Below are 22,559 nucleotides of genomic sequence, written 5' to 3'. Positions count from 1 at the left end.
TGCCAGACTAGCGCCGGTCATGAAAACGCCGTTGCAGGACAAGTCGTCGATCCACGAGATTCGCGAGCGCTTTGATGGGGATGTGGAACGGTTCTCCAATCTTGAAACCGGTCAGGTGGCAACGATTGATGCGCCGCTGGCGATGGAGCTCATCACGCAGGCGGCCATCGCTGCGACACCGGAGATCCGGAAGGTGCTCGATATCGGCTGTGGTGCGGGCAACAATACGATCAAGCTGCTGAAGAGCTATGGCCGGAGTTTCGCCTGTGACTTGAGCGATCTGAGCCTGCCGATGCTTGAGCGGGCCAAGCAGCGGGTGAGTGCAGAGACTTCCGAACCAGTGGTCACGTGGGCGGGTGATTTCCGCGCGTTGCCGATCGAGGATGGGAGCTATGACGTCATCCTGGCCGCAGCGGTCTTGCACCACTTGCGTGATGATGCGGATTGGGAGGCGGCGTTTGCCGCGATGTTCCGCTGGTTGAAGCCGGGTGGTTCGTTGTGGATCACGGATCTGGTCACGCAAGAGGCTGACGGCATTGATCGGATGATGTGGCAACGTTATCGCGCCTATTTGGCTGGCGTGGGCGGCGAGGAATACGCGGACAAGGTGCTCGCCTACATTGATCGCGAGGATTCACCGCGTCCGGTGACCTATCAGTTGGATCTGATGAGGCGTGTGGGGTTCCAGAGTGTGGACTTGCTGCACAAGCATTCGTGCTTTGCCGCATTTGGCGGGATCAAGGGATCGCTCGAGTCCGCCTGAAGGCGGGACTACGTACCCTTGGAGCGCAGCGTTGGGGTCGCGGCTCAGTCGTCGAGAAACTTGCCGGGATTGAGGATGCCTTGCGGGTCGAGGGCGTCCTTGAGAGCGAGGTGGACGTCGAAGGCGACTTCACCGAGGGCCTGATGGATCCATGGCTTCTTGGCGAGGCCGATGCCGTGCTCGCCGGTGATGGCGCCGCCGTGGTCGAGCACCCAGGCGAAGAGGAGGTCGAGGGCCTTTTCGGCCTTCTCACGGGTGGCGGGGTCCTCGAAGCCGGCGACCATAAGATTGGTGTGGATATTGCCATCACCGGCGTGGCCGAAGCAGGCGACGGGGATGCCGGTGTCTTCTTCCAAGCGCCGGGCGAAGTCGACCAAGGCCACGAGCTTCGAGCGGGGGACGACGATGTCCTCGTTGAGCTTGGTGAGGCCGGTGTCGCGGAGGGAGTAGGAGAACTCGCGGCGCAGCTGCCAGATCGCCTCGCACTCGGCTTCCTTGGTGGCGCGGTCGATGCGGGTGGCTCCGACTTTTCCTAACAGGGTCTCCAGCTCCTTCAGCTCGCTCTTCACTGCCGCGGGGCGGCCGTCGATCTCGACGATGAGATGGGCTTGGCCGGGGGGCAGCTTGTCCTCGCCGAGGCGCTTGCGGGCGGCGGCCAGGGTGAAGCTGTCGGTGATTTCCAAGGCGGAGGGAAGGTGGCCGCTGTTGAGGATCGTCTGAACGGCTGCTGCCGCCGCGGGGAAGTCGGGGAAGACCGCGGCCAGCATGGCGCGTGAGGCGGGCTTGGGAATCAGCCGGAGGGTGATCTCGGTGACCACGCCAAGCATGCCCTCCGAACCGGTGAAGATGCCGCAGAGGTCGAAGCCGGTCTTGTTCTTGTGGACGCGACCGCCGCAGCGCATCACGCGGCCATCGGCCAGGACCACTTCCAGGCCGAGGACGTAGCTACGAGTGACCCCGTACTTCAGGCAACGGGGGCCGCCGGCATTGGTGGCGATATTGCCGCCGATGGAGCACTCTTTCAGCGACGCCGGGTCAGGCGGGTAGTCCCAGCCGACTGCACGCGCGGCATTCTGGAGCGCCACGGTGATCACGCCAGGTTGCACGACGGCGACGCCATCGGCGGGATTGATCTCGATGATGCGGTTCATCCGCGCGACCGAGAGGACGATCCCGCCGGTCACCGGCACGGCACCACCGACATAGCCGATGCCCGCGCCGCGGGTGGTGACGGGAATGTTCCGCTTGGAGGCGAAGCGGAGCGTCTTCGAAACATCCTGAGCGGACTCGGCGAAGACGACCATGTCCGGCTCCCTGCGGGCATACCACTTGTCAGCGGCGTGCTCTTCCAGATCGGCGGCGCGGACCGAGACCTTGCCCGGTCCTAACAGCTCAGCGAGTTCCGCGGAGACGGTCGTGACGGAGATCTCCGATGTTTCCTCTTCGGAGGAGGGCGTCACGACCTCGGCAGCTCCCGGCTTGTCGAGGTCTTCAAAGATGTGGCCGTCGTCATGACCGCCCGGGCGTCGATCTTGCCGGGCAGCACCACCGTGAGAGATCCAAGTCGGGCGTTTGGGAGGAAGAGGCACGGCCAAGGATTTCCCCGGCAGGCATTCCGGTCAATCCGCGAGCTTGTCCGATAAGCCCGCGGATTCCGGGGATGAGCTCACTTGGTGGTCAAGGTAGTGGCCTTGCCGTCCGGCGTGTTGCCGAGGATGTGGTTGTTCTTGTAGGACTCGAGGACGCCCTTGCCGACCTTCTTGAGGCCATCGGCCACGTTGAAGGCGATGGTGCAGCCATTGAGCACGGCACGACCGCGGTCCGCGACCGAGATGCCGGTGCCGCAGCCTTCGACGCGGGTGTTTTCGAGCAGCGCCACGCTGGCCGTGTCCGCGCCTGGAGCGAGCGAGATGCCCTCGCCGCTACATTCGTGAATCAGGCAGTCGCGCAGGAAGATCTGGGTGCCGGTGGTGGAGGAAGTCGTTTCGACCACGCCCTGTTGGAAATTCTCGATGCGGCAGTTCTCGAGATAGACCGCGCCGGCCTTGAGAATCTTCACGCCGACGAGGCCGGTGCCAGCACCCTCGAACTGAATGTTGCGGAGGATGACCACGTCGTCGTCAGCGGCATTGATGACAATGCCATTGGTGCCGGAAGCGAGGATGTGTCCTTCCGAGCCGGTGCCGTCGATGGTGATCGACTTGGTGATGGTGACCGCGCCGAAGCCGCCGGGATCGAGGACATTGATCACGCCTTTCACGGCGGTCTTGCTGATGGCGCCGGCGAAGGTCTTGCACGGGGCGGTGCGGCTGCCGGGGTTGGCATCGTCACCCACGCCGGAGACCCAGGTGCGGGTGGCTTGGGCGGAGGCGGAGGCAGCGAGGCCCGTCAGAAGAGCGGCGACAAGGGAGGGCAGAAGTTTCATAGTGGGGCGGACCCTGCCCGATCCTTAAGGTAACTGCAAGATCAGAGAACCCGAACCGACTCACGTGATCGCGGGATGGGGTCTGCCGGGACTTTGTGTAATTGAGAGCCTTACAGCGGGCGTAAGGGCGGGACACCGATTGACATCGCGGCCCGTGACCGCGTTGATCGCCGCGCGTGTTTTTCCGGATCCTGCTCGATGTCTGTGCGCCGATTTTCCTGATCGTGGGCGCGGGCTGGCTGATGGACCGCAAGTTCAAGCTGCACCTGGAGACGCTGGTGAAGCTGAACATCTACCTGATGGTGCCGGCGTTCATTTTCACCCGGGTGGTGAGCGCGGAGATGGGCGGGACGGAGGCACTGCGGATCGCGGGGTTCACGCTGTGCACGATCGCGCTGATGTTCGTGGGCAGCATCATTGCAGGTCGCCTGTGCCGGATGGACACGCGGGGAAGGCAGGCGCTTTCGCTAGCGGCGATGTTCTACAACTGCGGCAACTACGGGCTGCCGCTGGTGACGCTGGCCTTCGGGGCCTACGCCGCGGCGGTGCAGATCTTCGTCCTCGCGACGATGAACATCTCGACCTACACGGTCGGGCTTTTCCTGGCGCAGGCGCGGGGTGAGACCGTGGGGGCACACCGGAAGGCGCTGATGAAGATGCTGCGCCAGCCGACTCTCTACGCGATGGCTGCCGGGCTCACGTGCCGCGGTCTTGGGGTGCGGCCGCAGGACTGGATTTGGCTGTGGGAGCCCTTCGACTTGATTCAGGCGGGGTTGATCGGCTTCGCACTGGTCACGCTGGGCGTGCAGATGTCGCAAACCAAGCCGGCGCCGTTTCGCGGGCCGTTGTGGTCGGCGATCCTGCTGCGGCTGGTGATTTCCCCGGCGCTGGCGGTGCTGCTGGTGATGGCGTTCGGGTTCTCGCGCGATGTGTCCGCGTCACTGATTCTGGCGGCGGCCGCTCCGACGGCGGTGAACACGGCGCTATTGGCGCATGAGTTCGGCGGCGATACCTCGTTTGCGACTTCGGCGGTGTACTACAGCACCTTGATCAGTCTGATCACCACGCCGGCGCTGGTGTATGGGCTGAAGCTGTGGCTAGCGTAGGGATCGAACCTCCGGCGGAATCGCAGTTCACTTTGACGACCCCAAGCTCAGCGGCGGCCACGAGACGCGCCGATTGCAACCGCCGCGCGATGCCGCCGTTGCCTACCGCGGCTTGTTCGTCCTCCTTTGTCTTGTTGTCTACCATAGCTTCCACCATGGTTTCTTCTGCTGAATAGTAGCAGAGATTCGATCCCGTTGTGCATGGAGCTTAGGGAAGCGGTTTAACGCAATAGAATCGTAGTCCTCAGCGCCTTCGATTGACTCTCCCGTTGGCTCGGAGGGGTCACCCCCTGGCGGCCTGTAATTGGGTCCGAGCATTCGTTCGGCAACACTATGAATGACCACATACACATCCTGGCTACGAGGTATGGGATGCTCCAAATCCCCCAAACTGTCTGGATCAGATAAAGCACTCTCGAATGTATCGCGACCAAATGTAATCAGAGAGCTACGATAGTCCATGAAGGAGTCGTCACCGCATCCTCCATGGCTGATGGAAGCCGCATCCCACAGTGGCCAATGATAAGCTTTTGTTCGACAACTCCAATAATGATCGGTGAATGCGCGAAGCTCATCTGGTGTTAAAGTCGAAATGGCCTTTTCCAATGAGCGGCACTTCAGCCCCATGTCGAACGAATGGGGTGAGCATTGATCGATGATCTGCCAGAACTGGTCAATGGTCATAGTGCATGCAGCGGATGTCTTTGGCGTATGGGCTGAAGCTGTGGCTTCACGGCTGAGGCCTTCGAAGCAGCGTCGTTTCCGGCGGGTGCTTGAGGGTCTGAAGGACCACGCAGTAGCGCTCGGTCAATCGGAGAAGATTCGCGAGCTGTTCGTCCGAGGCATCGGTGTCCAGCGTGACGATCAACCGGATGCTTTGAAAGCCGACCGGCACTTCCTTGGAGACGCCCAAGGTACCGCGGAAATCCAAGTCACCTTCGGCTTCGATGGCGGCGTCCCGGAGATGGATGCCAAGAACGGTGGCCACTGCGTTCAAGGTGACACCGGAGCAAGCCACGAGGGCATCGAGCAGCATATTCCCCGAGCAAGCCGCTGCGCCGCTGCCGCCGGTGGCCGGATGCAATCCAGCGACCACTGCCGACTGTCCGGCATCCACCCGGCAGCTGATGCCTTCGTCGAGGCGGCCGTGGGCGCGCAAGGTGACCAGGGCCTTTTCGGGGGACTCTTGGTACTGGGCCTTGAGGGGCGCCTGCAGCGCTTTGAGTTCGGTGCTGTCCATGGATCTAGGGGGTGCTTCCAGCCCGGCTGGAATCCCATCCGGGATTCTGTCTGCTTTTCGGGGGTTCCGGTGGTTTTCGCCGCGGTGCGGCTCGACCACCGGCTACTTGCTGCGATCCCTTCGGGATCGTTGGTCGCTGATGGCTACTCCACCACGCGGAAGCCGAGGTCGGGGCGGCGGAGGGCGCGGTCGGCGGTCCATTCGCGGGCGGTGGCGCCGGAGGAGGGCTTGAGGTAGGAGCCGCCCATGAGGACCCAGTTCTTTTCGCCGAGCGGGTTGGCGGGATTGAGCGATTGGCTCTGGGTCCACTCGGTGACCGAGCCGGCCATGCCGACGAAGCCAGCCGGGGTGCGGTCCGTGGGGGCGATTTCTGACACCGGTCCCCAGCCGGAGGGGCGCAGGGCCGAGGGCTCGGGTAGCTGGAGGTGCATGGCGGCCCACCATTGCTCCTCGGTCGGGAGGTGGACGGTTTTCCACTCGCAGTAGGCCATGGCGTCCCACCAATCGACATTCACGATCGGGCAGTCGCGGCTGATCACGCGGCCCTGCCATTGGCCGCCGGTCTTGATGGCGGCGAGCATGTCCGCCCAGCCCTCCGGCTCGTGGCCGGCCTTTTCCGCGGGCTGAGTGGCGTGGTCGTAGGTGGTCCTCCGGTCGGCAGGGAGGACGGCGAGTGCCTTGAGAAAGTCTTCGTATTCGCCGATGGTCACCTCGTGGGCGCCCAGTTCGAAGGCGGGCAGGGCCGAGGTGCCGCCATCGGGAAGCGGATGGGCACCCTCGGGAACGACCACCGGGCCGGGCAATGAAGCTGTCGGTTTGCTGCTGGCCTTCCCTTTCAGAAGAAAGGCTCCGAACCCCGCGGCAATCGCCACGGCCGCCAAGCCGAGCACCAGGGGTAGCGGCGACTTTCTGGTCTGGGCACGGGCGGTGGGTGGTGCCGCAGCGGCGGGACTTTCAGCGAGCTGCTGCTCGATCTGCTCGGCGTAGGAACGGACTTCCGTCCAGGTCAGCGAACGCTCCAGCCCCTCGCCACGCATCCATGCAAGCAGGGTCATCATCCGCGAGGCCCCCGCCCGGCCGTCAGCGACCAGACGGACGAGTTCGCCGCCAAGGGCCGCAATGTCGGTGGCCGAGCGCCCGGCCTCGCGCACGCCGGCGCGGGCGAGATTTGCCACGCGAACGACGCCGTGGGTGTCGAGAAACACGTCTCCTGCATGCATCGCGGCCGTGGACATGCCGCCGGACTCCAGCGTCATGGACGCCTCGGCCACCCGGCGCAGGACGTGGGCGACCTGGGCCGGCTTCATCGCTTCCCGGGCTTTCAGCCGGTCTGCGAGCGAGGCACCGGGGAGCCGCTCCAGCGCGGCGAAGCAGTGTTCCGGCAGGTTCACCGCCTCATAGACCGAGCCGATTAGAGGGTGATCGACGGCGGCCTGCGCACGGATGTCGGCGAGGAAGGCATCCCTGGAGTGGAGGGCCGTCGGCTTCAGCTCGATGACCACCACCGTGCGGCGAATGGACTGTTGCTCGGCCAACCAGGTGACGGAGGTCGGGCTTTCGTCGAGGACTTCGTCGAGGCGGTAATCGCCAATGATGGCACCGGCGCGGAGGCGGAAATCGTCCATGAAGTCAGGTCAGCGGTCGGGAGGCGGCGGCGGCAGGTCGCCATTCGACGGGAGCGACGGAGCAGACTGCATGTCAGGCAGGACGCCTTCCACATCGAGGAACTGGGGCATCTGGTCCCACGGATTTCCGGTTTGCTGCTGCTGTTGCTGTGCGGCGGAGCTGCTGCGCGATGAGAGGTGGCGGGGCCAGGAGGCGGCGTCCAGCACCTCACCCTTGTAGATCAGCTCGACGACCTGGCCGTAGTATTCGCGTTTTCCGAACAGGTGCTCCTGTTGGAGATCGTCCTTCGGCAGGATGTAGGTGAAGCGCACCAGCTCCTCGCCGGTGGCGAAGTCGAAGGGCAGGGTGATGTAGCTCACGTTCTCCTTCTTCACGCCGACGGCGGTCTGAACGATCTCGCGTTTGCCTTTTTGCATCATCGAGTCGTAGAAGGTGACCTTCACTTCCAAGTCGCCTTCCTTGAGCTCGGAATCCGGCGAGCCATGGACCGGCACGGTGACCACCACGCGTTGGCCGTCCTCGTAGTCCTTGTCTTTGTAGATCCAAACCCGGCCGAGGGCCAGCTGGCCGCGGAGGTCGGCAGGCATCGCGATGCCGGCTGCGAGTTTCTCGCCCGCCAGCGCATAGAGGGATCCCGCGCCGGTGGTGCCGAGGGCGAGGATTTCCTGGTAAGCATCGGCCGCCTTGTCCGCCAGAGCGGGATCGGCTCCGGCCATTTCCTCATAGATGAGGGCCTTCTCGTAGAGGACGTTCGGATCCTTGGGCGCGGCGTCGAGCGCAGATTCCACCTTGTTCATGGCGGTGGACATGTCGTCGGCGAGGCGGGCCTTGCGGGCCTCGATGACGAGCCGTTCCACCACGGGGTCGGCACTGACGGGAACGGTAAGCGGGCGCGGGGCGGGTAGCTCGGTGGCTTTGGGAAGCGGCGGCAATTCCACCACAGGCTTCGGTGCCGGGATGCTGGCCACCGCAGGTTCCGCGGCTTGGGGTGCGACGGTGATGATTTTCGTCGGCCCTTCCTTTTCGACGATCTTCACCTCTTGGGCGCGCTCGACGCGTATGGCCAGGGCCACGCCGGCGGTCAGGAGCTGGCAAAACGCGACCAACGCCAGCCCCCAGCAGGAGAGCCGGAACACAAGATCGGACCGGAGATGACGGGACATGAGCGGTACGCTAGGCGGCGAAAATCGGCGACGCAAGCAGCGACCTCGGCCGACACCCACGGGCGATTGCGTATACGGAAGGAGTTAGCGGATTTCCGTGGCGCCGAAGTAGGGTACCAGCGCGTCCGGGATTTTGATGGATCCGTCCGGTTGCTGGTACTGCTCCAGGATCGCCACGTAGAGGCGCGGCAGGGCGGTGCCGGAGCCGTTCAGGGTGTGGCAGAAGCGGTTTTTCCCTTCGGCGTCCTTGAAGCGGAGCTTCATGCGGCGGGCCTGGTAGTCGGTGAAGCAGGAGCAGCTCGAGACTTCGAGGTACTTCCCATGGCCGGGAGCCCAGACTTCGATGTCGTAGGTTTTGGCCGAGCCGAAGCCGAGGTCGCCGGTGCAGAGTTCGATGGTGCGGTAGTGGAGGCCGAGCTTTTCCAGCGCTGCCTGGGCGTGGCCGAGCAGGTTTTCCAGTTCGGCGAACGAGACGTCCGGGTGGACGACCTGGACCAGCTCGACCTTGTCGAACTGGTGCATGCGGATGATGCCGCGGTTGTCGCGGCCCGCGCTGCCGGCCTCGCGGCGGAAGCAGGGGGTGTAGGCGCAGAGGCGCTTTGGCAGGTCGGCTTCGTGAAGGAGCGTGTCGCGGTAAAGGTTGGTCACCGGCACCTCGGCGGTGGGCGCGAGGAAGAGCTGGTTGCGGCCGTCCTCGCCGGCATCGGTGCCGTACATGTCGTCCTCGAATTTCGGGAGCTGGCCGGTGCCTTCCATGCACTCGCGCAGCACCACGTGGGGGACATTGACCTCCTCGTAGCCGTGTTCGTTCGACTGGAGATCGAGCAGGAAATTGATAAGCGCGCGCTCCAGCTTGGCCCCCTTGCCGCGGTATACGGCGAAGCCGGAGCCAGCGATGCGGGTGGCGTCATCGAGCGAAATGATGCCGAGCGCCTCGGCGAGCGTCAGGTGATCCTGCGCGCCAGCGATCTCCGGCTTCTCTCCCCAAGTGCGGACCACCGGGTTGGCGGTCTCGTCCTCGCCCACCGGACAGTCGGCGTGGGGGAGGTTCGGGATTTCCATGAGCAGCTCGGCCTGACGGGTGCCCGCGGCTTCCGAATCGGCGTCGAGCGCGGCGATCTTGTCGTTGATCTCGCGGACGGCGGCTTCGATGGCCGAGGTGTCCTCGCCCTTGCCCTTCAGCATGCCGATCTGCTTGGAGGTGCTCTTCCGCTCGGATTGGAGCTGCTGCTTTTCGGTCTCGGCTTTGCGGCGGGATTCGTCGCAGGCGAGCACTTCGTCAATGAGCGTCCAATGGTTGCCACCGCGCGCCTTGAGGCGTTCGCGGATGGCATCGGTGTGTTCGCGGATCTCGCGGATATCGAGCATGGCGCGGCGAGGCTTAGAGCATCGCGCGTCGCGCGTCCACCGCCCTACTTGGAAAATTGGGTCACAAGGAAGTAGATGAGCGCCAGGATCAGCAGGCCGCCGATGACGGCGTAGAAATTCCGCTGGCCCTCGCTCATGCCCTTTTTCTTCTTCGGAAGGTAGTAGGTCGGTGCGGCCATGCCGGCACCGGGGGCGCGGCGGACGGTGGGGACCGGGGCGGTCACCACTTCAGGCTGCACGGCGATGTCCGGGGGCGGCGGGCCAGTGTCGACTTCGAGTTCAGGAATCGACTGGGTCGTGTGCAGGCTGGGCGGAGCGCCATCCGGCGGGGCCAGCGGCTGCGGTGCAGTGTGGGTCTTGACGGTGTGGGTCGCCGTCATGGCGGTCGGCACGGGGGCCGGACGCTGGGGGGCACCGCTCGCCAAGCGCGGGCGCAGGCCGGCCGGGATCTGGGGCACGGCCGGGGTTGGCTGGACGATGGCCTGGGAGAGCGGCTGATCGAGCTGGATGAAGCTCTTCATGCTCTCTCGGGCGTTTTCCGGGCGCTCGCCGGGGTAACGGTTGATGTGCCACATCACCCAGTCGGCGGCCCATTTCGGGATGTCCGGGCGGACTTCGCCGAGCGGGATGACGCGGTGCTCGAGGTGGGCCGCCATCACCTGGTGGGCGGTCTCGCCTTGGAAAGGATTCTGGCCGGTCAGCGTGAAGTAGTAGACGCAGCCGATGGAATACATGTCCAAGCGCTGGTCGAACGGCGCGCGCTCGAACTGCTCCGGGGCCATGTAGAAGATCGAGCCGAAGATGTCGCCCTGCTCGATGGTGTCGATGGAGGTCTTGGGGCTGAACTTGGCGAGGCCGAAGTCGACGATCTTGGTCTGGAAGCGGCCGGAGGGCAGCCAGTTGACCATGATGTTCGACGGCTTGAGGTCGCGGTGGACGAGGCCGAGGTGCTGGGCGGCGACCAGTGCTTCCTGGATCTGGAGGACCAGTTCGCGGAAATCCGGCCACGTGAGCGGCGCCTTTTCGACGATCTCATCGAGCGTCTGGCCGGTCAGCAGCTCCATCACCACGAAGGGGCCGTCCTCGTCGGAACCGACGTCGTAGATGGTGACAATGTTCGGATGCTGGAGGGCGGCGAGGGCGCCGGTCTCCTTCTCCATCTGCTTGGTGGCCTCCTCGCGGTGTTCGGCGTCGTCGCCGGAAACGATCCGTTTGACCGCCACTTCCCGCTTCAAGGCGTGGTCCCACGCGCGGTACACCGCGCCTAGTCCGCCTTGGCCGAGCTTCCCCCGGATCTCGTATCGTTCCTCCATGTAAAGGGCTTTCCACACTTTGAAGCCGCGTTTCCCCCTGCGGCAATGAAGAAAAACCAGACCAGTTAGGTAGGCTTCAGTCCGCGTAGAAGCGCCGGACCCCTGCCCGCAGCAAGGGATCGTGGCGGCTGGCCACATCGATCACGTCGTTTCCGGCGCGCCGCAAGCCATGATAAGCGGCCAGCGCCTCGAAGCCGGCATTGAGGGAACCTTGCATGGGATTGTGCTGGGAAAGGCCGATCTCGATGTTCTCCGGAAGGCCCTGGGGCACGACCAAACCCGCCTCAATCATGCGGTGGACGCCCTCCGAGTAGCGGCTGCCGCCGCTGAGTGCCAAGCCCATGACCATGGCGTGCGGGTGCAGCCAGCGGATGGCCGGGGTGTCCACGCCATAGGCCTGGTAGCCCTGGCCGGGCATGCCGCCCTCGCCGCTGGAGAGTCCGAAGATGCCGGCCCGGGCGGCGGGCGAATCCGGCCAGTATTTGTCCACGTAGCGGGTCTGGCGGTCTAACAAATCCCGCCGGGCCGCCGGCCAAACCGTGCCGGCGAGCAGGTCCGGGGCCTGCCGGTCGAAGTCGGGGTAGAGGAGGCTCTGGATTTCCGAAATGAACTGCACGCCGCGGAAGACCTGGCCGCCGGGGTTCATGTGGCCCTTCGGCTCGCGGCCCGCCACCATGGCCTCCAGCATCAGGACCAGTGCGGTCTCGCCGCCCCAGTCCCGCCATTGGCCGGACAGCGGGGTGGTGCCATCGGTCGCGAAGCCGTGGCTGATCCAGCCGTCGCCGCTGCAGGCGAGGTCGAAGTCGAGGTCGGAAATCATCGCCGCGATGGCGTCCTGGACATCATCCAGCCCCAGCACATCGCCGGCGAGGCGGAGGCTGATCAGGGTGATGGCGGTGTCCACCGTGCTGAACTCCGTGCCGGGGTGCACCACTGGCAGGCCATTCGCGTCATTGCGGGTGAAGTGCGGGAGGAAACCGGCGGCCTTCTGGATGCCCAGCAGGGCGCGGGTGGTCCGGCGGATTTCACCGGCGACCATGTCGCGGTCCAGCCAGCCCTCCGCGGCGGCGGCGGCACTGGCCAGCGCATGCAGGCCGGACGAGCTGACAGAGTCAAAAACCCCCGCTGGCAAGTGCGCGCGGTCGCGGGTGAGGCCGTCCTCGGGATCATGGCAGCGGCGCAGTTTCCCGAGCGAGACGCGCAGCAGCCACTCCTCGTCGGAGATTGCCGGCTTCTGGACATCGAAGCCGATGGCCGAGACCTCCACCGCGCTGCCGGGCTCGGCGACCCAGTTGAAGAATTTCACCGGGCCTACTTCGGCGGGCGAGAACTCGAAGCGATGGCGCGTCCGTTCACCCGGCTCGAGCGACATGGTGCGGGTCCATTTCACGCGCTTGCCGGGATCAGCGAGCTCCACACGGAGCACGCCCTGGCCGCGGGCATCGACAGTCACGGCGACCACGCCGGCGCGGACTTCAGGCGGCCCGCCGAGGCCGGTGACATCGGTGGGATCGAACAGCCGCTGGCCTTCGGTGGCGAGGCCGGCCAGTGAATGCCAGGCACCGGTCCACTCGCCGTCCGCCTTGGTGCGGATCGCGCCGGCCCTGGACTCCAAGCGGGCTTGGCCGGGACCCATCCAGCCGAAGTCGGTGCCGAAGTGGGTGAAATTGTCGAAGGGATTGATCGCCGGGGCGGCATCCGGCCGGTCTCCGGGAAAGGAGATCGAATAGTTGGTGACCGGCTGCCAGACGGTGTCGGCCGCTGCGGTGGCCAGACCAAGCGCCACTCCCCAAACCGCGAGCCGTATCCCCATGCCACCGCGTCGGGTGCTGCGGGGGATGCTGCTTGCAAAGGCGGAATGGATGAACTGCAAGGGTGCTACCACTGGCCGCGAGTGAAGCGTAAATCGGGAAGGAAATCCACCCCCCGGATCGCAAAATCAGAAAATAAGGGAAAACTAAGTAATTTCCCGCACCTGCCTCTAACTAGTGATTGTCGGCGGTCTCCTTGATGTCGTTCAAGGCGGCGATGAAATCGCCCAGAATGTCTGCAGGCACCATGATGGTGTCACGGTTGCCGCCCACGTCCTCGGTGATCTTCACCACCATGCCACGGGAGTTCTGTTTCAGATCCAAGAAGAAGGTCTTCCGGTCAGCCAGGATCTTCTCCGTGTGCAACAGCTCGCTTTCCACTCGGTCCCCTTTCATGATTACGGTCGCGAGTCTCCGGGGAGTGCGTTGATTGTCAAGGAAAAGGCCCGGGGCGGTAGGCGGAGTCACCCGGCCGAGGTGACCATGTGGACTTCTTCGTAGGGTTGCACGATGACGAAGCCGTCGCCTTCGAAGCGCATCTGCATCGATTCGCCGGAGCCGCGACCGAGGAAGGTCTTGAGCGAGACATCGGTTTTCAACTGGGGGCTGAGGTTGCCGCTCCATGCGATGGTCGCATTCGGATCCGTCATCACGGGCCGGCCCGGCTGCACGCGCAGCGTTAGCGGCTCATGATGACTGGTGATCGCCAGCAGGCCGCTGCCATCGAAGCGCACGTTGAAGAGTCCGCCGGCCATCATGCCGACGATCTTCTTCATCATGGTGATCTTATGCTGGAGACTGGTCTCAAAGGCGAGGACGTCATTGCCATTCACCACCAGCGACTCGTTCTTGAGATTGAGGATGATGATCCGCTTCCCTTGGTCCGCGAGGTAGAGCTTGCCATTGCCATCGGCGTAGGTGAGGCGCATGCCTTCGCCGGAGACGGCGCGCTTGAGGAGATTGCCGACGCCTTGATCGAGCATGCCCTCGCGGGTGAACTTGATGTCGCCATGGTACGCCACCATCGAACCGGTCTTGGTGTTCATCCGGCCGTTGAGGTTCACTTCGAGGAAGCGTGGCGACTCCAGCTCGAAGACTCCCTGGCCGAGATCGCGCTGGGCGGTGCGGGTGACGAATTGCTGGAGGCTTTCGGCAGGGCTGTTGGCGGGAAGGGTCGGCGGCGTGGACATAGGGGAGCTTGTCTAGCCGAGATAAGTGTCCGGTGCTAATCCAAACTCGGTGGCGAATTCGAACCACCACTCGGTGACCACTCCGCGACCCTTCTACTTCCGGCGCAGTCCGAACTCCGGCCGCTGCCGGTTGTGACGCAGGGCCATGACCCGGGAGCCTTCAAGCTCTTGATAGAAAAGCAGGTGATACGGGAATCGCTCCAAACTCGCCCGTCTCCAGCCGCTGGCGTCGAAGTGAGAGCGCTCTGGATGCGCATCGATCAGGCGACAGGCTTCCTCGAACTTCTGCCAGAAATCATCTCCCAAGGAATCACTGATGGAATCGTAGTGGCGCATGGCGCGCCCGACGTCCCGCCGGACTTGAGGATGAAACGAGGGCATCAGCGGGCCCGGTCAGCGAAAACCCCGCGGCGCAATTCGTCGAAGCTGATCAATTCCACTTCTCCCGCGTTCACCTGCCGGACTCGTTCGGCGACCTCTTCGTCGGATACGTCATGATCCGGCTCCGGCAAGGAATGCAGAAGAAAGCTAGCCAGCGCAGCGCGTTCTTCCACCGGCAATGCGGCTGCCTGTTTCTCGATTTCCGCGAGACTCATGAACAGAAGGTTACCGGGGAACCCCACTTTGCGAAAGGAGGAATTCCCCGGTTACCAGAAGACGGTTCAGCCGAGCAGCGCCTTCAGGCGGCGGCAGACTTCCTCGACGTTGGCGCGGGAGTTGAAGGCGGAGATGCGGAACCAGCCTTCGCCGGCGGCACCGAAGCCGGCACCGGGGGTGATGACGACCTGGGCTTCGTTGAGCATCTTGTCGAACATGTCCCACGAGCCGAGACCGGCGGGGCAGCCGACCCAGACGTAGGGGGCATTCACGCCGCCGAAGACCTGGAGGCCGGCGGACTTGGCGGCTTCGACGAGCAGCTTGGCATTGCCCATGTAGTGCTCGATGAGTGCCTTCACCTCGGCCTTGCCCTGCTCGGAGAAGACGGCGGCGGCACCCTTTTGGACGGGGTAGCTGGCGCCATTGAACTTGGTGCTGTGGCGGCGGCTCCAGAGCTGGTGGAGCGGGACGCGGTTGCCTTGGTCATCCTTGCCGGTGACCGTCTTCGGGATGACGATGTAGGCGCAGCGCACGCCGGTGAAGCCGCCGTTCTTCGAGAAGGAGCGGAACTCGATGGCGACGTCCTTGGCACCTTCGATCTCGAAGATGGACTTGGGAACGGAGGCGTCCTGGACGAAGGCCTGATAGGCGGCGTCGAAGAAGATGATGGTGTCGTTCTCCTTCGCGTACTTCACCCAGGCTTCGAGCTGCGCGCGGGTGGCGACAGCGCCGGTGGGGTTGTTCGGGAAGCAGAGGTAGACGAGATCCACGCGCTCCTTCGGCAGGTCGGCGACGAAGCCGTTCTCCGCGGTGCAGGGAAGATAGACGAGGCCACCGTAGGCGCCCTTTTCATCGGCGTCGCCGGTGTTGCCGGCCATGACGTTGGTATCGACGTAGACGGGGTAGACCGGGTCGGTGATGGCGATCACGTTGCCCTTGCCGAAGATGTCGAGGATGTTGCCGGTGTCGCACTTGGAGCCGTCGGAGATGAAGACTTCATCGGCACCGATGCCGAGGCCGGCGAACTCATTGTCGACGATGGCCTGGCGCAGGAACTCGTAGCCCTGCTCCGGGCCGTAGCCCTTGAAGGTCTCGCGGACGCCCATTTCATCGATCGCCTCGTGCATCGCGGCACGCACGGCGGCGGGCAGCGGCTCGGTCACGTCGCCGATGCCGCAGCGGATGATCTTGGCGGACTTGTCCGGATTGGCATCGGAGAAGGCCTTCACCCGGCGGGCGATTTCGGGAAAGAGGTAACCGGCTTTGAGCTTGAGGAAGTTCGAATTGATCGAGGCCATGGCGGCGGGTGGTTTAGACGCCGTCCGGAGCAGGGGCAAGGGATTCCTCGATTGCCGGCCAACGGGTGCGGATGATCTTCAGGGCTTCCGCGAGCCGTTGCTCCCGGGTGCCGCGGAGCAGGTGCCAGGGGGCGGATTGTGCTGCGAGAGCGGTTTCGAACCAGCCGTGCATCTCGTGCCGGATATGCTCGCCATCGCGCAGGCCGTCCTGAATGAAGGGGATTTCGTCGCCGGTGAGGAGGTAGAGATCGGCCCGGCATTCTGCGCCGATCGCTTGGAGCCTCTCATCATGGTGGCCCATGTAGCGGCGGTGCCAGAGCGCGGTGGCGAACGAGTTCGTGTCGCAAATCAGGATCCGGTTTGCCTGCCGGGCGGCGAGGTCTTCGCGGCGGTTTTGTTCGCGGGCGATGTCGAGAAACTCGTCGGTAAACCATTCCGTCTCGCCGCGGGCTTGTTTCACTTCGCTGTATTCGCGGCCGTATTCGGCGACCCATGGCGTTTGCAAAGCGGAGGCGAGATCCATGGCGAGCGTGGTGGTGCCGGTGGATTCCGCGCCGACGATGACGACTCGCTTGGCGAACCAGCCGCGGACCGGGGGGTCGATGAAATCCCACATGGCGAGTGCGTCGGTCCGGACCGCGGTGCCGCTGCAGGGGACGGTGAGGCGGGCTTTGTCCACTTGTACATGCGTGGAGCCCATGTAGGAGGCGTAGCGATCGCCGTAGTCTTCGGAGGTGAAGACGGCATCCGGTGCGCGGCCTAGCCATTGGATCGTATTCTCGGCCCAGATGCGCGAGTCGTTCTCATCGTAGCGGTCGTCGATGAGCATGACTTCGGCGGCGGGGACCATTTCGCGAAGCCACTCCGCGCGGAGATGGGGAGGGATCGGATCGATGGGCTTGCCGCAGACGATGACGATCACCCGCTCGCATTGCGAAAGCGCGGTCTCGATGAGATGGCGGTGGCCGCGGTGGGGCGGCAGGAACTTGCCGATCACCACGCCGAGCCCGAAGCGGCTGGGGTTCATGTCGTGACGAGTTCCCGTTTCCATCGGATGAGGCCGACGATGCACAGGCCGATGAAGCCTGCATAGAGAATCGCGGTGAGGGGCAGGTGGCGGGAGAGGTAGAGCGGAACGTAGATGATGTCCGCCGCGATCCACAGCCACCAGTTTTCGAGGCGCTTGCGGCACAACAGGTATTGGGCGGCGAGGCACAAGATCGTGGTGACCGCGTCCCAAAAGGGCGCTGCGCCATTCACCGCGATCAGGAGTTCGCGCAGGCCCCAGGTGCCAAGGGTGAGGAAGAGCGCGATGCCGAGCCACTCTGCTCGGCGTGTGTGCGAAACTGTTAGATGCGAGCGATTGGTGCCGCCGTGCAGCCATTGCCACCAGCCCCAGACGCCGAGAATGAAATAGACGCCCTGCAGCCCGAAGTCGGCATAGAGCCGGGAGCGCCAGAAGAGTACTGCGAAGAATACATTGTTCGCGAGTCCGATGGGCCAGTTCCAGATATTGCCGCGGGTGACGAGCCAGACGCAGGCTGCTCCGGTCGCGAAGCCGAGGGCTTCGGTGAGATCGAGCGGCAGCCACTTTTGCCAAGCGCAGAGGAGCAACGCCGCGCAGAGGACGGTCACGGCGATTGCCTCGATGCGGAATCTGCGGGCGTCGGACGTCATGCGGTGATGACGACTCCCTTCGCTCGCATTTCCTCGATGGCGGCATCCACGTCGCCGGGCTGGAGGTTCACGCCGCGGCTAGCCGGCAGGTGAAGTGTGGTGTGGAAGCCTTCTGCCACGGCGTCCAACGAGGTGAATTTCACGCAGTAGTCAGTGGCTAGTCCGCAGACAGTGACATGGGTCATCCCCTGGGCGCGCAGCCAATCGGCGAGGCCGGTCGAATGGCGGCGGCCATTGTCGTGGAAGCCGCTGTAGCTATCGATCTCGGTCCGCGTGCCTTTCTGGAATACGCGGGTGATGCGGCGCGTTTCGAGGCCGGGTGCGAAGAGAGCGCCGCCGGTGTTTTCGACGCAATGCACGGGCCACAAGGTTTGTGGGAGGCCGTGGAGGTCGATGCTTTCGAAGAGTTGGCGGCCGGGGTGATTCGCTGCGAAGCTGCCGTGGCTGGCGGGGTGCCAGTCCTGGGTGGCAACGATGAGTTCGAAGTCGTTCATCAATTGATTGGCGATCGGGATGACTTCATCACCGCCCGGCACGGCGAGGGTACCGCCGGGGAGGAAGTCATTTTGCAGATCGACGAGGATGAGAGCGTGAGTGTTCATGGTACCGCTTTCGAGGTGGTGAAAAGCTTGCTTGCGAAATCGAGGATCATCTCCCGCCCGTGCAGCTTCTCCAGCCACCCCGCGGGGATGCCGTCCAATCCATAGTAGGCCCCGGCGATCTGGCCAAAGATTGCGCCGGTGGTGTCGGCATCTTCGCCTAGATTCACTGCTAGGAGTGCGCCTTCCTCGAAGCTTTTCGAGCGATGGAAGGCCCATAGGGCCGCTTCCAGCGATTGCACCACGTAGCCGGTTCCACGAATCATTGGCGGTTCCTTCTCTTTGAACGATCCCGCGGCGATTGTAGCGATGGCTTGGTCCATTCCTTCCCAATTCTTTCCCGATGGGTGATAGGAGGGCGCGAGGACTTCATCCTTTGTCGCGCCATGCAGCAGTCCCCACAGCATGCCCGCGAGGTAGCGGCAGGCATCGAGGCAGGTGGCGGCCTGGTGGGTGCCTCGCGAACTTTCAGCGGCGTAGTGGATCGCTTCATCCGCATCGCGGAAGAAGATGGGGACCGGGGCCAGTCGCATGATCGAGCCATTGCCCGCCGAGTATCTGTCGTTGCTGCCGCTGGCGGGCCTGCCGTCGATAGAAAAATCGGAGAGAGCGGATCGCACCGTGTTTCCGATATCGAAGCAACGGCCGGTAGCACTCAGATGTCCTTCCTTCCACCAGCGGACGTAGCGTTGCATTTGATCGCTTAGGTCAAACCCGGCGCGCTCGATCAGGCTCTCCGCCAAGCAGAGGGCCATCGAGGTGTCGTCCGTCCACTGGCCCGCGTTCAGGCGAAAGGGTCCGCCGCCGATCATGTCGGTGAGCGGCTTGAACGAGCCGGGTGTGGTGAACTCCAGCGTGGTGCCGAGTGCGTCGCCGACTGCGAGTCCGGCGAGGCATCCTTGGGCGTATTCAAGGGAAGTGGCCATCGTGTCAGTCGAGAAGGGCTTGATACACTCGGAGATCGGCTGCCGAAAAGCAGCAGAAGGTCACGTCCCGCGGTGTTCCCGAGTCAGCGAGAAATTGCTTCACGGTTGTCACCGCAATCTCTGCGGCTTGTTCGATTGGATAGCCAAAGATGCCGGTGCTAATCGAGGGGAAGGCGATGCTTTCCAGCGAGTGATCGACCGCGATTTGAAGAGAATTCCGATAGCAATTGGCAAGCAGCTCCGGCTCGCCGTTGTTTCCGCCGCGCCACACGGGGCCCACGGTGTGGATAACGTGCTTGGCAGGCAACCGGTAGCCTTTCGTGATCTTTGCCTGGCCTGTCTTGCAGCCACCGAGCAAGCGGCACTCCGCTACGAGATCCGGGCCTGCGGCGCGATGGATCGCACCATCGACCCCGCCGCCACCGAGCAGGCTGGAGTTCGCGTCATTGACGATAGCGTCGACTGCAAGCGTGGTGATGTTGGCTTGAATGGCTTTCATAGGGCATCGAGTTCCTCCTGGAAGCCGCCGCTCAGGATGGGCCAGCGGCACCAGGTCTTGGGGTCGAGGTTTTCGTCGTCGAGGTGGAAGCCGGGGGCGTAGCGTTCGCGCTTCCATTGGTTGCGGCTCCACAGGGTGAAGAAGCGCTTGGTCCAACGGGTGCGGGTTTCTGCCGGATGAGCGGGGAATGCGATCTCCAGTAACTCTAGTACTTCGCGCGGTGATTTGTGGTCGCGGATGGCGGCGCGCTCGATGAAATCCAGCACCGGATAGGGCATGAGGTCGCCTTCGTCGGTTTGGCCTTGTTCGCCGGGGCGGAGTTCGGCGGTGGGCTGCTGGGCGTTCACGGCGGCGAGTGCGGGAATCGGCCGGCGCTTGCCGCCGATGATGGGTCCGGTTGTTTCCAGCCAGCCGAGCCATTCGCGGAGGAAGGCCTTGTCGATGCCCGAGACCGGTGCGAGTCCGCCCGAGGTGTCGCCGTCCATGGTGGCGTAGCCGACCGCGGCTTCGCTGCGATTGCTGGTGGAGAGGAGGAGTGCGTTGCGAAGGTTGGCGAGCATCCAGATGCCGGGCGAGCGGACGCGGGCCTGGATGTTTTGGAGAGGGATGTCGTGGTCGGTCCAATTCAGGGTGTTGCCGAAGGCCTCCTCGATCATGGCCACGTAGCCGCGGTGGAGGACCGAGACATCGAGTTCGCGGTGGGTTGCTCCGATCGCTTCGGCGATGAGGCGTGCCGCATCGCGGGTGACGTCGCCGCTGTTTTCGGTCGCTTGGTACGCCGTGAGTAGTAGTTTACCGAAATCCGTCGTCGCCAGTTTGCCGCCGAATTCTTCGCCGAGTTCCTCGCGGGCGAACTCGAACATCAGGCGCACCAGGCAAACGACCGCGGCCGAATCCGCGCCGCCGCTGAGCGAGACGACGTAGCCGCTCGACTTGCTCTTGCGGAGGTAGTCGAAGAGGCCGAGGGTGACGGCCGGGGTGAATTCGAGCGTCTTCTCTTCCGGTCCGGCGAGCAGGTGGTGATGGATAGCCGCCGACACTTCCGGCCAGGTGAAGTTGGCGGTGACGAGTCCCGGATCATTTGTCGCGGGCAAGGCGGGCCGGTGGCTGGCGCTGCGGGCCATGGCCAAGCGGCCGCCGGTGATATCGACCGTGGCAGTCAGGACCCGGTGATCAGCGAAGCCGAAGCGCGGGCTTTCGGCGATGACGTGACCGCCTTCCGCGACCAGCAACTGGCCATCGTAGATCACGCGGCCAGCTTCGTTTCCCAACAGATTCGAGTAAACGTAGGCGGCACCAAAGGCCCGCGAACCTTCTGCGACGAAGCGGCGGCGGATGCTGGCCTTGCCGAAGGCGAAGTGGCTGGCGCTGGGATTGAGGATCACGTCCACGCCGCGGGCGGCGAGCTTGGCTCCGGGGCGATCGGCAACCCAGGCGTCTTCACAGATTTCGAAGCCCAGCTTCACGCTGCCGACTTCAAAAACGAGATCGCCGATCGGCAGCCGCTTGCCATCCGGTGCCACGAATTCGTCGCGAACGCCGCCCGGCCATGGCTTGAACCATCGTGGCTCGTAGTGAATGCCATCGCCCGCGAGATTCTTCTTCGCGGCCAGGCCTAACAGTTCGCCGTCGGCCGCCACGGCCGAGACATTGTATAGTGCCCGGTGGTGGAATACCGGCAAGCCGAAGGCGACGACGAGGCCGCGTGTTTCAGGCAGGAGATCGGTCAGCATCTTCCATGCTCGCTCCCATGTCGCCGGGGCGAGGAAGGCATCTTCGCAGCCGTAGCCGGTGAGGCATAGCTCCGGCAGGCAGACGAGCGTGGCACCTTCGTGCCGGGCATGTGCGAGTGCGGCGCGAGCACGCGATTCATTCCCCGGCCAATCGAGCGGGGTTTGGTTCAGGGCGACGGCGGCGAGGCGGAGGTTCATGGCTGATATTAGCGGCGAGAGAATTCGACGACGATGATATCGCCGTCAAAGGAAGCGGTTTCGGCTGAATCGATGATGCAGGATTTGGACTTTTCTGGATCGAGGCCGCCGGTTCCCGAACCGATTAGTGGGATTGCAATGGAGGCAAAGCGATGTTCGGCGGCCAATGTGAGGGCGTTCACAACGCAGGATTTCACAATGTCAGGAGACGATCGCCAGAGCAGGTTGATGGCGGCGACATGAATGATCGCGTTGAATGGAAGTTGTCCCGCCGAAGTGAGTCTTGCGCCTCCTGCGGGTATCGAGCCGATTCGGGATAGTTCACGGAATGGTTGGTAGCCTCCCCGCTTCTTGATGGCACCAGAAACACCTTGTGGCAGAAGGAGCCACCATGGGATCACATTGCGGTTCCATGCGTTTACGATCACCTGGACGGGTTGATCGAGCAGATCTCCTCTGACGGTCCGGATTGCCATGTTTTGTCAGGGTGGGAACTCGATGAACTCCGGTGGCACGGCGTCGGTGAGCCAGACGCCGTTTTCGGAGAGAAAGAAGGGGTGGCCGGCTTCGGCCATGGCGGCGGCGCGGATGGTGAGGATCACCGGCTTGCCGCGGCGTTCGCCGACCTTGGTCGCCGTGGTGAGGTCGGGGCTGAGGTGGACGTGGTGGCGTTCGCCCTTTTGCAGGCCGGTGCTCCGGATGGAGCCGAGGAATTTTTCCACGGTGCCGTGGTAGAGGGATTCCGGTGGCTGCTTTGGTTCGAGGGCGAGATCGACCTCTACTGAGTGGCCTTGGTTGGCGCGAATGCGGGTGTGATCTTCGTTGAGAGCGAAGCGTTGTTTATCGCTGGTCCGAACGATCTCTAACAGAGTCGATTGATCGAATCGGACGCCATGACGGGCGGCTGCCTGGATGAGTTCTTGAGAGTCCGTCCAGCCATGTTCGTCGAGGACGATCCCGATTTTTTCGGGTTCGTGGCGCAGGACGAGGCTGAGGAATTTGCTGATGCGTTTGTTGTCCATATGGG

24 protein-coding genes are annotated in these 22,559 nt (G+C 63.8%); 2 read left to right on the top strand and 22 right to left on the bottom strand.

Annotated elements, in window-relative coordinates:
* The first annotated feature begins 19 nt into the window (after positions 1–19).
* Positions 20–763 (top strand): class I SAM-dependent methyltransferase, encoded by a 744-nt coding sequence (locus WKV53_RS10265; RefSeq protein ID WP_341404487.1) that lies wholly within the window; start codon positions 20–22, stop codon positions 761–763.
* A 44-nt stretch (positions 764–807) separates the two neighbouring features.
* On the opposite strand, the gene WKV53_RS10260 is transcribed toward WKV53_RS10265, so the two are convergent.
* Together WKV53_RS10260 and WKV53_RS10255 are read right to left on the bottom strand one after the other, a co-directional pair.
* Entirely contained in the window at positions 808–2,352 is a 1,545-nt protein-coding gene (locus WKV53_RS10260) for an FAD-binding oxidoreductase (RefSeq protein ID WP_341404486.1), read from the bottom strand.
* 77 nt (positions 2,353–2,429) lie between these two features.
* Positions 2,430–3,188 carry a right-handed parallel beta-helix repeat-containing protein gene (locus tag WKV53_RS10255; protein ID WP_341404485.1) on the bottom strand — a complete coding sequence of 253 codons (759 nt, stop codon included), beginning with the start codon at positions 3,186–3,188 and terminating at the stop codon, positions 2,430–2,432.
* A 176-nt stretch (positions 3,189–3,364) separates the two neighbouring features.
* Between WKV53_RS10255 and WKV53_RS10250 the strand changes: the two genes are divergently transcribed.
* Entirely contained in the window at positions 3,365–4,294 is a 930-nt protein-coding gene (locus WKV53_RS10250; protein ID WP_341404484.1) for an AEC family transporter, read from the top strand.
* A 138-nt stretch (positions 4,295–4,432) separates the two neighbouring features.
* Here the strand turns inward: WKV53_RS10250 and WKV53_RS10245 are convergent, their stop codons facing one another.
* The 20 genes from WKV53_RS10245 to WKV53_RS10150 form a co-directional block, all read right to left on the bottom strand.
* Positions 4,433–4,978, bottom strand: a complete 546-nt coding sequence (locus WKV53_RS10245) for a DUF4240 domain-containing protein (protein ID WP_341404483.1) — start codon at positions 4,976–4,978, stop codon at positions 4,433–4,435.
* A gap of 46 nt (positions 4,979–5,024) precedes the next feature.
* A complete protein-coding gene (locus WKV53_RS10240) occupies positions 5,025–5,534 on the bottom strand; it encodes an OsmC family protein (RefSeq protein ID WP_341404482.1) in 510 nt (169 codons plus the stop codon).
* A 143-nt stretch (positions 5,535–5,677) separates the two neighbouring features.
* Positions 5,678–7,159, bottom strand: a complete 1,482-nt coding sequence (locus tag WKV53_RS10235; RefSeq protein ID WP_341404481.1) for an SUMF1/EgtB/PvdO family nonheme iron enzyme — start codon at positions 7,157–7,159, stop codon at positions 5,678–5,680.
* A 9-nt stretch (positions 7,160–7,168) separates the two neighbouring features.
* Positions 7,169–8,323: a hypothetical protein gene (locus tag WKV53_RS10230; protein WP_341404480.1), complete on the bottom strand. Its 1,155-nt coding sequence runs from the start codon at positions 8,321–8,323 to the stop codon at positions 7,169–7,171.
* An 84-nt stretch (positions 8,324–8,407) separates the two neighbouring features.
* Positions 8,408–9,691 carry a serine--tRNA ligase gene (gene serS, locus WKV53_RS10225; protein WP_341404479.1) on the bottom strand — a complete coding sequence of 428 codons (1,284 nt, stop codon included), beginning with the start codon at positions 9,689–9,691 and terminating at the stop codon, positions 8,408–8,410.
* Positions 9,692–9,735: 44 nt separating this feature from the next.
* Positions 9,736–11,022 (bottom strand): serine/threonine protein kinase, encoded by a 1,287-nt coding sequence (locus tag WKV53_RS10220; protein ID WP_341404478.1) that lies wholly within the window; start codon positions 11,020–11,022, stop codon positions 9,736–9,738.
* 58 nt (positions 11,023–11,080) lie between these two features.
* The gene (locus tag WKV53_RS10215) at positions 11,081–12,889 is read right to left on the bottom strand and encodes a hypothetical protein (RefSeq protein ID WP_341404477.1); all 1,809 of its coding nucleotides are present in this window, start codon (positions 12,887–12,889) and stop codon (positions 11,081–11,083) included.
* Positions 12,890–12,989: 100 nt separating this feature from the next.
* Positions 12,990–13,211, bottom strand: coding sequence for an RNA-binding protein (locus tag WKV53_RS10210; protein WP_341404476.1), 222 nt, complete (start codon positions 13,209–13,211; stop codon positions 12,990–12,992).
* A 68-nt stretch (positions 13,212–13,279) separates the two neighbouring features.
* Positions 13,280–14,005, bottom strand: coding sequence for an AIM24 family protein (locus WKV53_RS10205; protein WP_341404475.1), 726 nt, complete (start codon positions 14,003–14,005; stop codon positions 13,280–13,282).
* Positions 14,006–14,098: 93 nt separating this feature from the next.
* A complete protein-coding gene (locus tag WKV53_RS10200) occupies positions 14,099–14,341 on the bottom strand; it encodes a hypothetical protein (RefSeq protein ID WP_341404474.1) in 243 nt (80 codons plus the stop codon).
* A 44-nt stretch (positions 14,342–14,385) separates the two neighbouring features.
* Positions 14,386–14,601 (bottom strand): addiction module protein, encoded by a 216-nt coding sequence (locus WKV53_RS10195; RefSeq protein WP_341404473.1) that lies wholly within the window; start codon positions 14,599–14,601, stop codon positions 14,386–14,388.
* Positions 14,602–14,667: 66 nt separating this feature from the next.
* Complete coding sequence (locus tag WKV53_RS10190) at positions 14,668–15,900, bottom strand: LL-diaminopimelate aminotransferase (RefSeq protein ID WP_341404472.1); 1,233 nt, start codon at positions 15,898–15,900, stop codon at positions 14,668–14,670.
* Positions 15,901–15,913: 13 nt separating this feature from the next.
* Entirely contained in the window at positions 15,914–16,927 is a 1,014-nt protein-coding gene (locus tag WKV53_RS10185) for an AAA family ATPase (protein ID WP_341404471.1), read from the bottom strand.
* Positions 16,924–17,577 (bottom strand): nicotinamide riboside transporter PnuC, encoded by a 654-nt coding sequence (gene pnuC / locus WKV53_RS10180; RefSeq protein WP_341404470.1) that lies wholly within the window; start codon positions 17,575–17,577, stop codon positions 16,924–16,926. Before pnuC ends, WKV53_RS10185 begins: the two co-directional genes overlap by 4 nt.
* Positions 17,574–18,179: a bifunctional nicotinamidase/pyrazinamidase gene (pncA, locus tag WKV53_RS10175; protein ID WP_341404469.1), complete on the bottom strand. Its 606-nt coding sequence runs from the start codon at positions 18,177–18,179 to the stop codon at positions 17,574–17,576. Before pncA ends, pnuC begins: the two co-directional genes overlap by 4 nt.
* Positions 18,176–19,102 (bottom strand): ADP-ribosylglycohydrolase family protein, encoded by a 927-nt coding sequence (locus WKV53_RS10170; RefSeq protein WP_341404468.1) that lies wholly within the window; start codon positions 19,100–19,102, stop codon positions 18,176–18,178. The genes pncA and WKV53_RS10170 overlap by 4 nt, the downstream gene beginning before the upstream one ends.
* A gap of 4 nt (positions 19,103–19,106) precedes the next feature.
* Complete coding sequence (locus WKV53_RS10165; protein WP_341404467.1) at positions 19,107–19,601, bottom strand: O-acetyl-ADP-ribose deacetylase; 495 nt, start codon at positions 19,599–19,601, stop codon at positions 19,107–19,109.
* Positions 19,598–21,532 (bottom strand): NAD(+) synthase, encoded by a 1,935-nt coding sequence (gene nadE, locus WKV53_RS10160; protein ID WP_341404466.1) that lies wholly within the window; start codon positions 21,530–21,532, stop codon positions 19,598–19,600. The genes WKV53_RS10165 and nadE overlap by 4 nt, the downstream gene beginning before the upstream one ends.
* Before the next feature lie 8 nt (positions 21,533–21,540).
* Positions 21,541–22,008: a macro domain-containing protein gene (locus WKV53_RS10155; protein WP_341404465.1), complete on the bottom strand. Its 468-nt coding sequence runs from the start codon at positions 22,006–22,008 to the stop codon at positions 21,541–21,543.
* 6 nt (positions 22,009–22,014) lie between these two features.
* Positions 22,015–22,554 carry an RNA 2'-phosphotransferase gene (locus WKV53_RS10150; RefSeq protein WP_341404464.1) on the bottom strand — a complete coding sequence of 180 codons (540 nt, stop codon included), beginning with the start codon at positions 22,552–22,554 and terminating at the stop codon, positions 22,015–22,017.
* Between the last annotated feature and the right edge of the window lie 5 nt (positions 22,555–22,559).

The organism is Luteolibacter sp. Y139, assembly GCF_038066715.1.
Classification (GTDB): domain Bacteria; phylum Verrucomicrobiota; class Verrucomicrobiia; order Verrucomicrobiales; family Akkermansiaceae; genus Haloferula; species Haloferula soli.
This window is presented reverse-complemented; position numbering and strand designations above follow the sequence as displayed.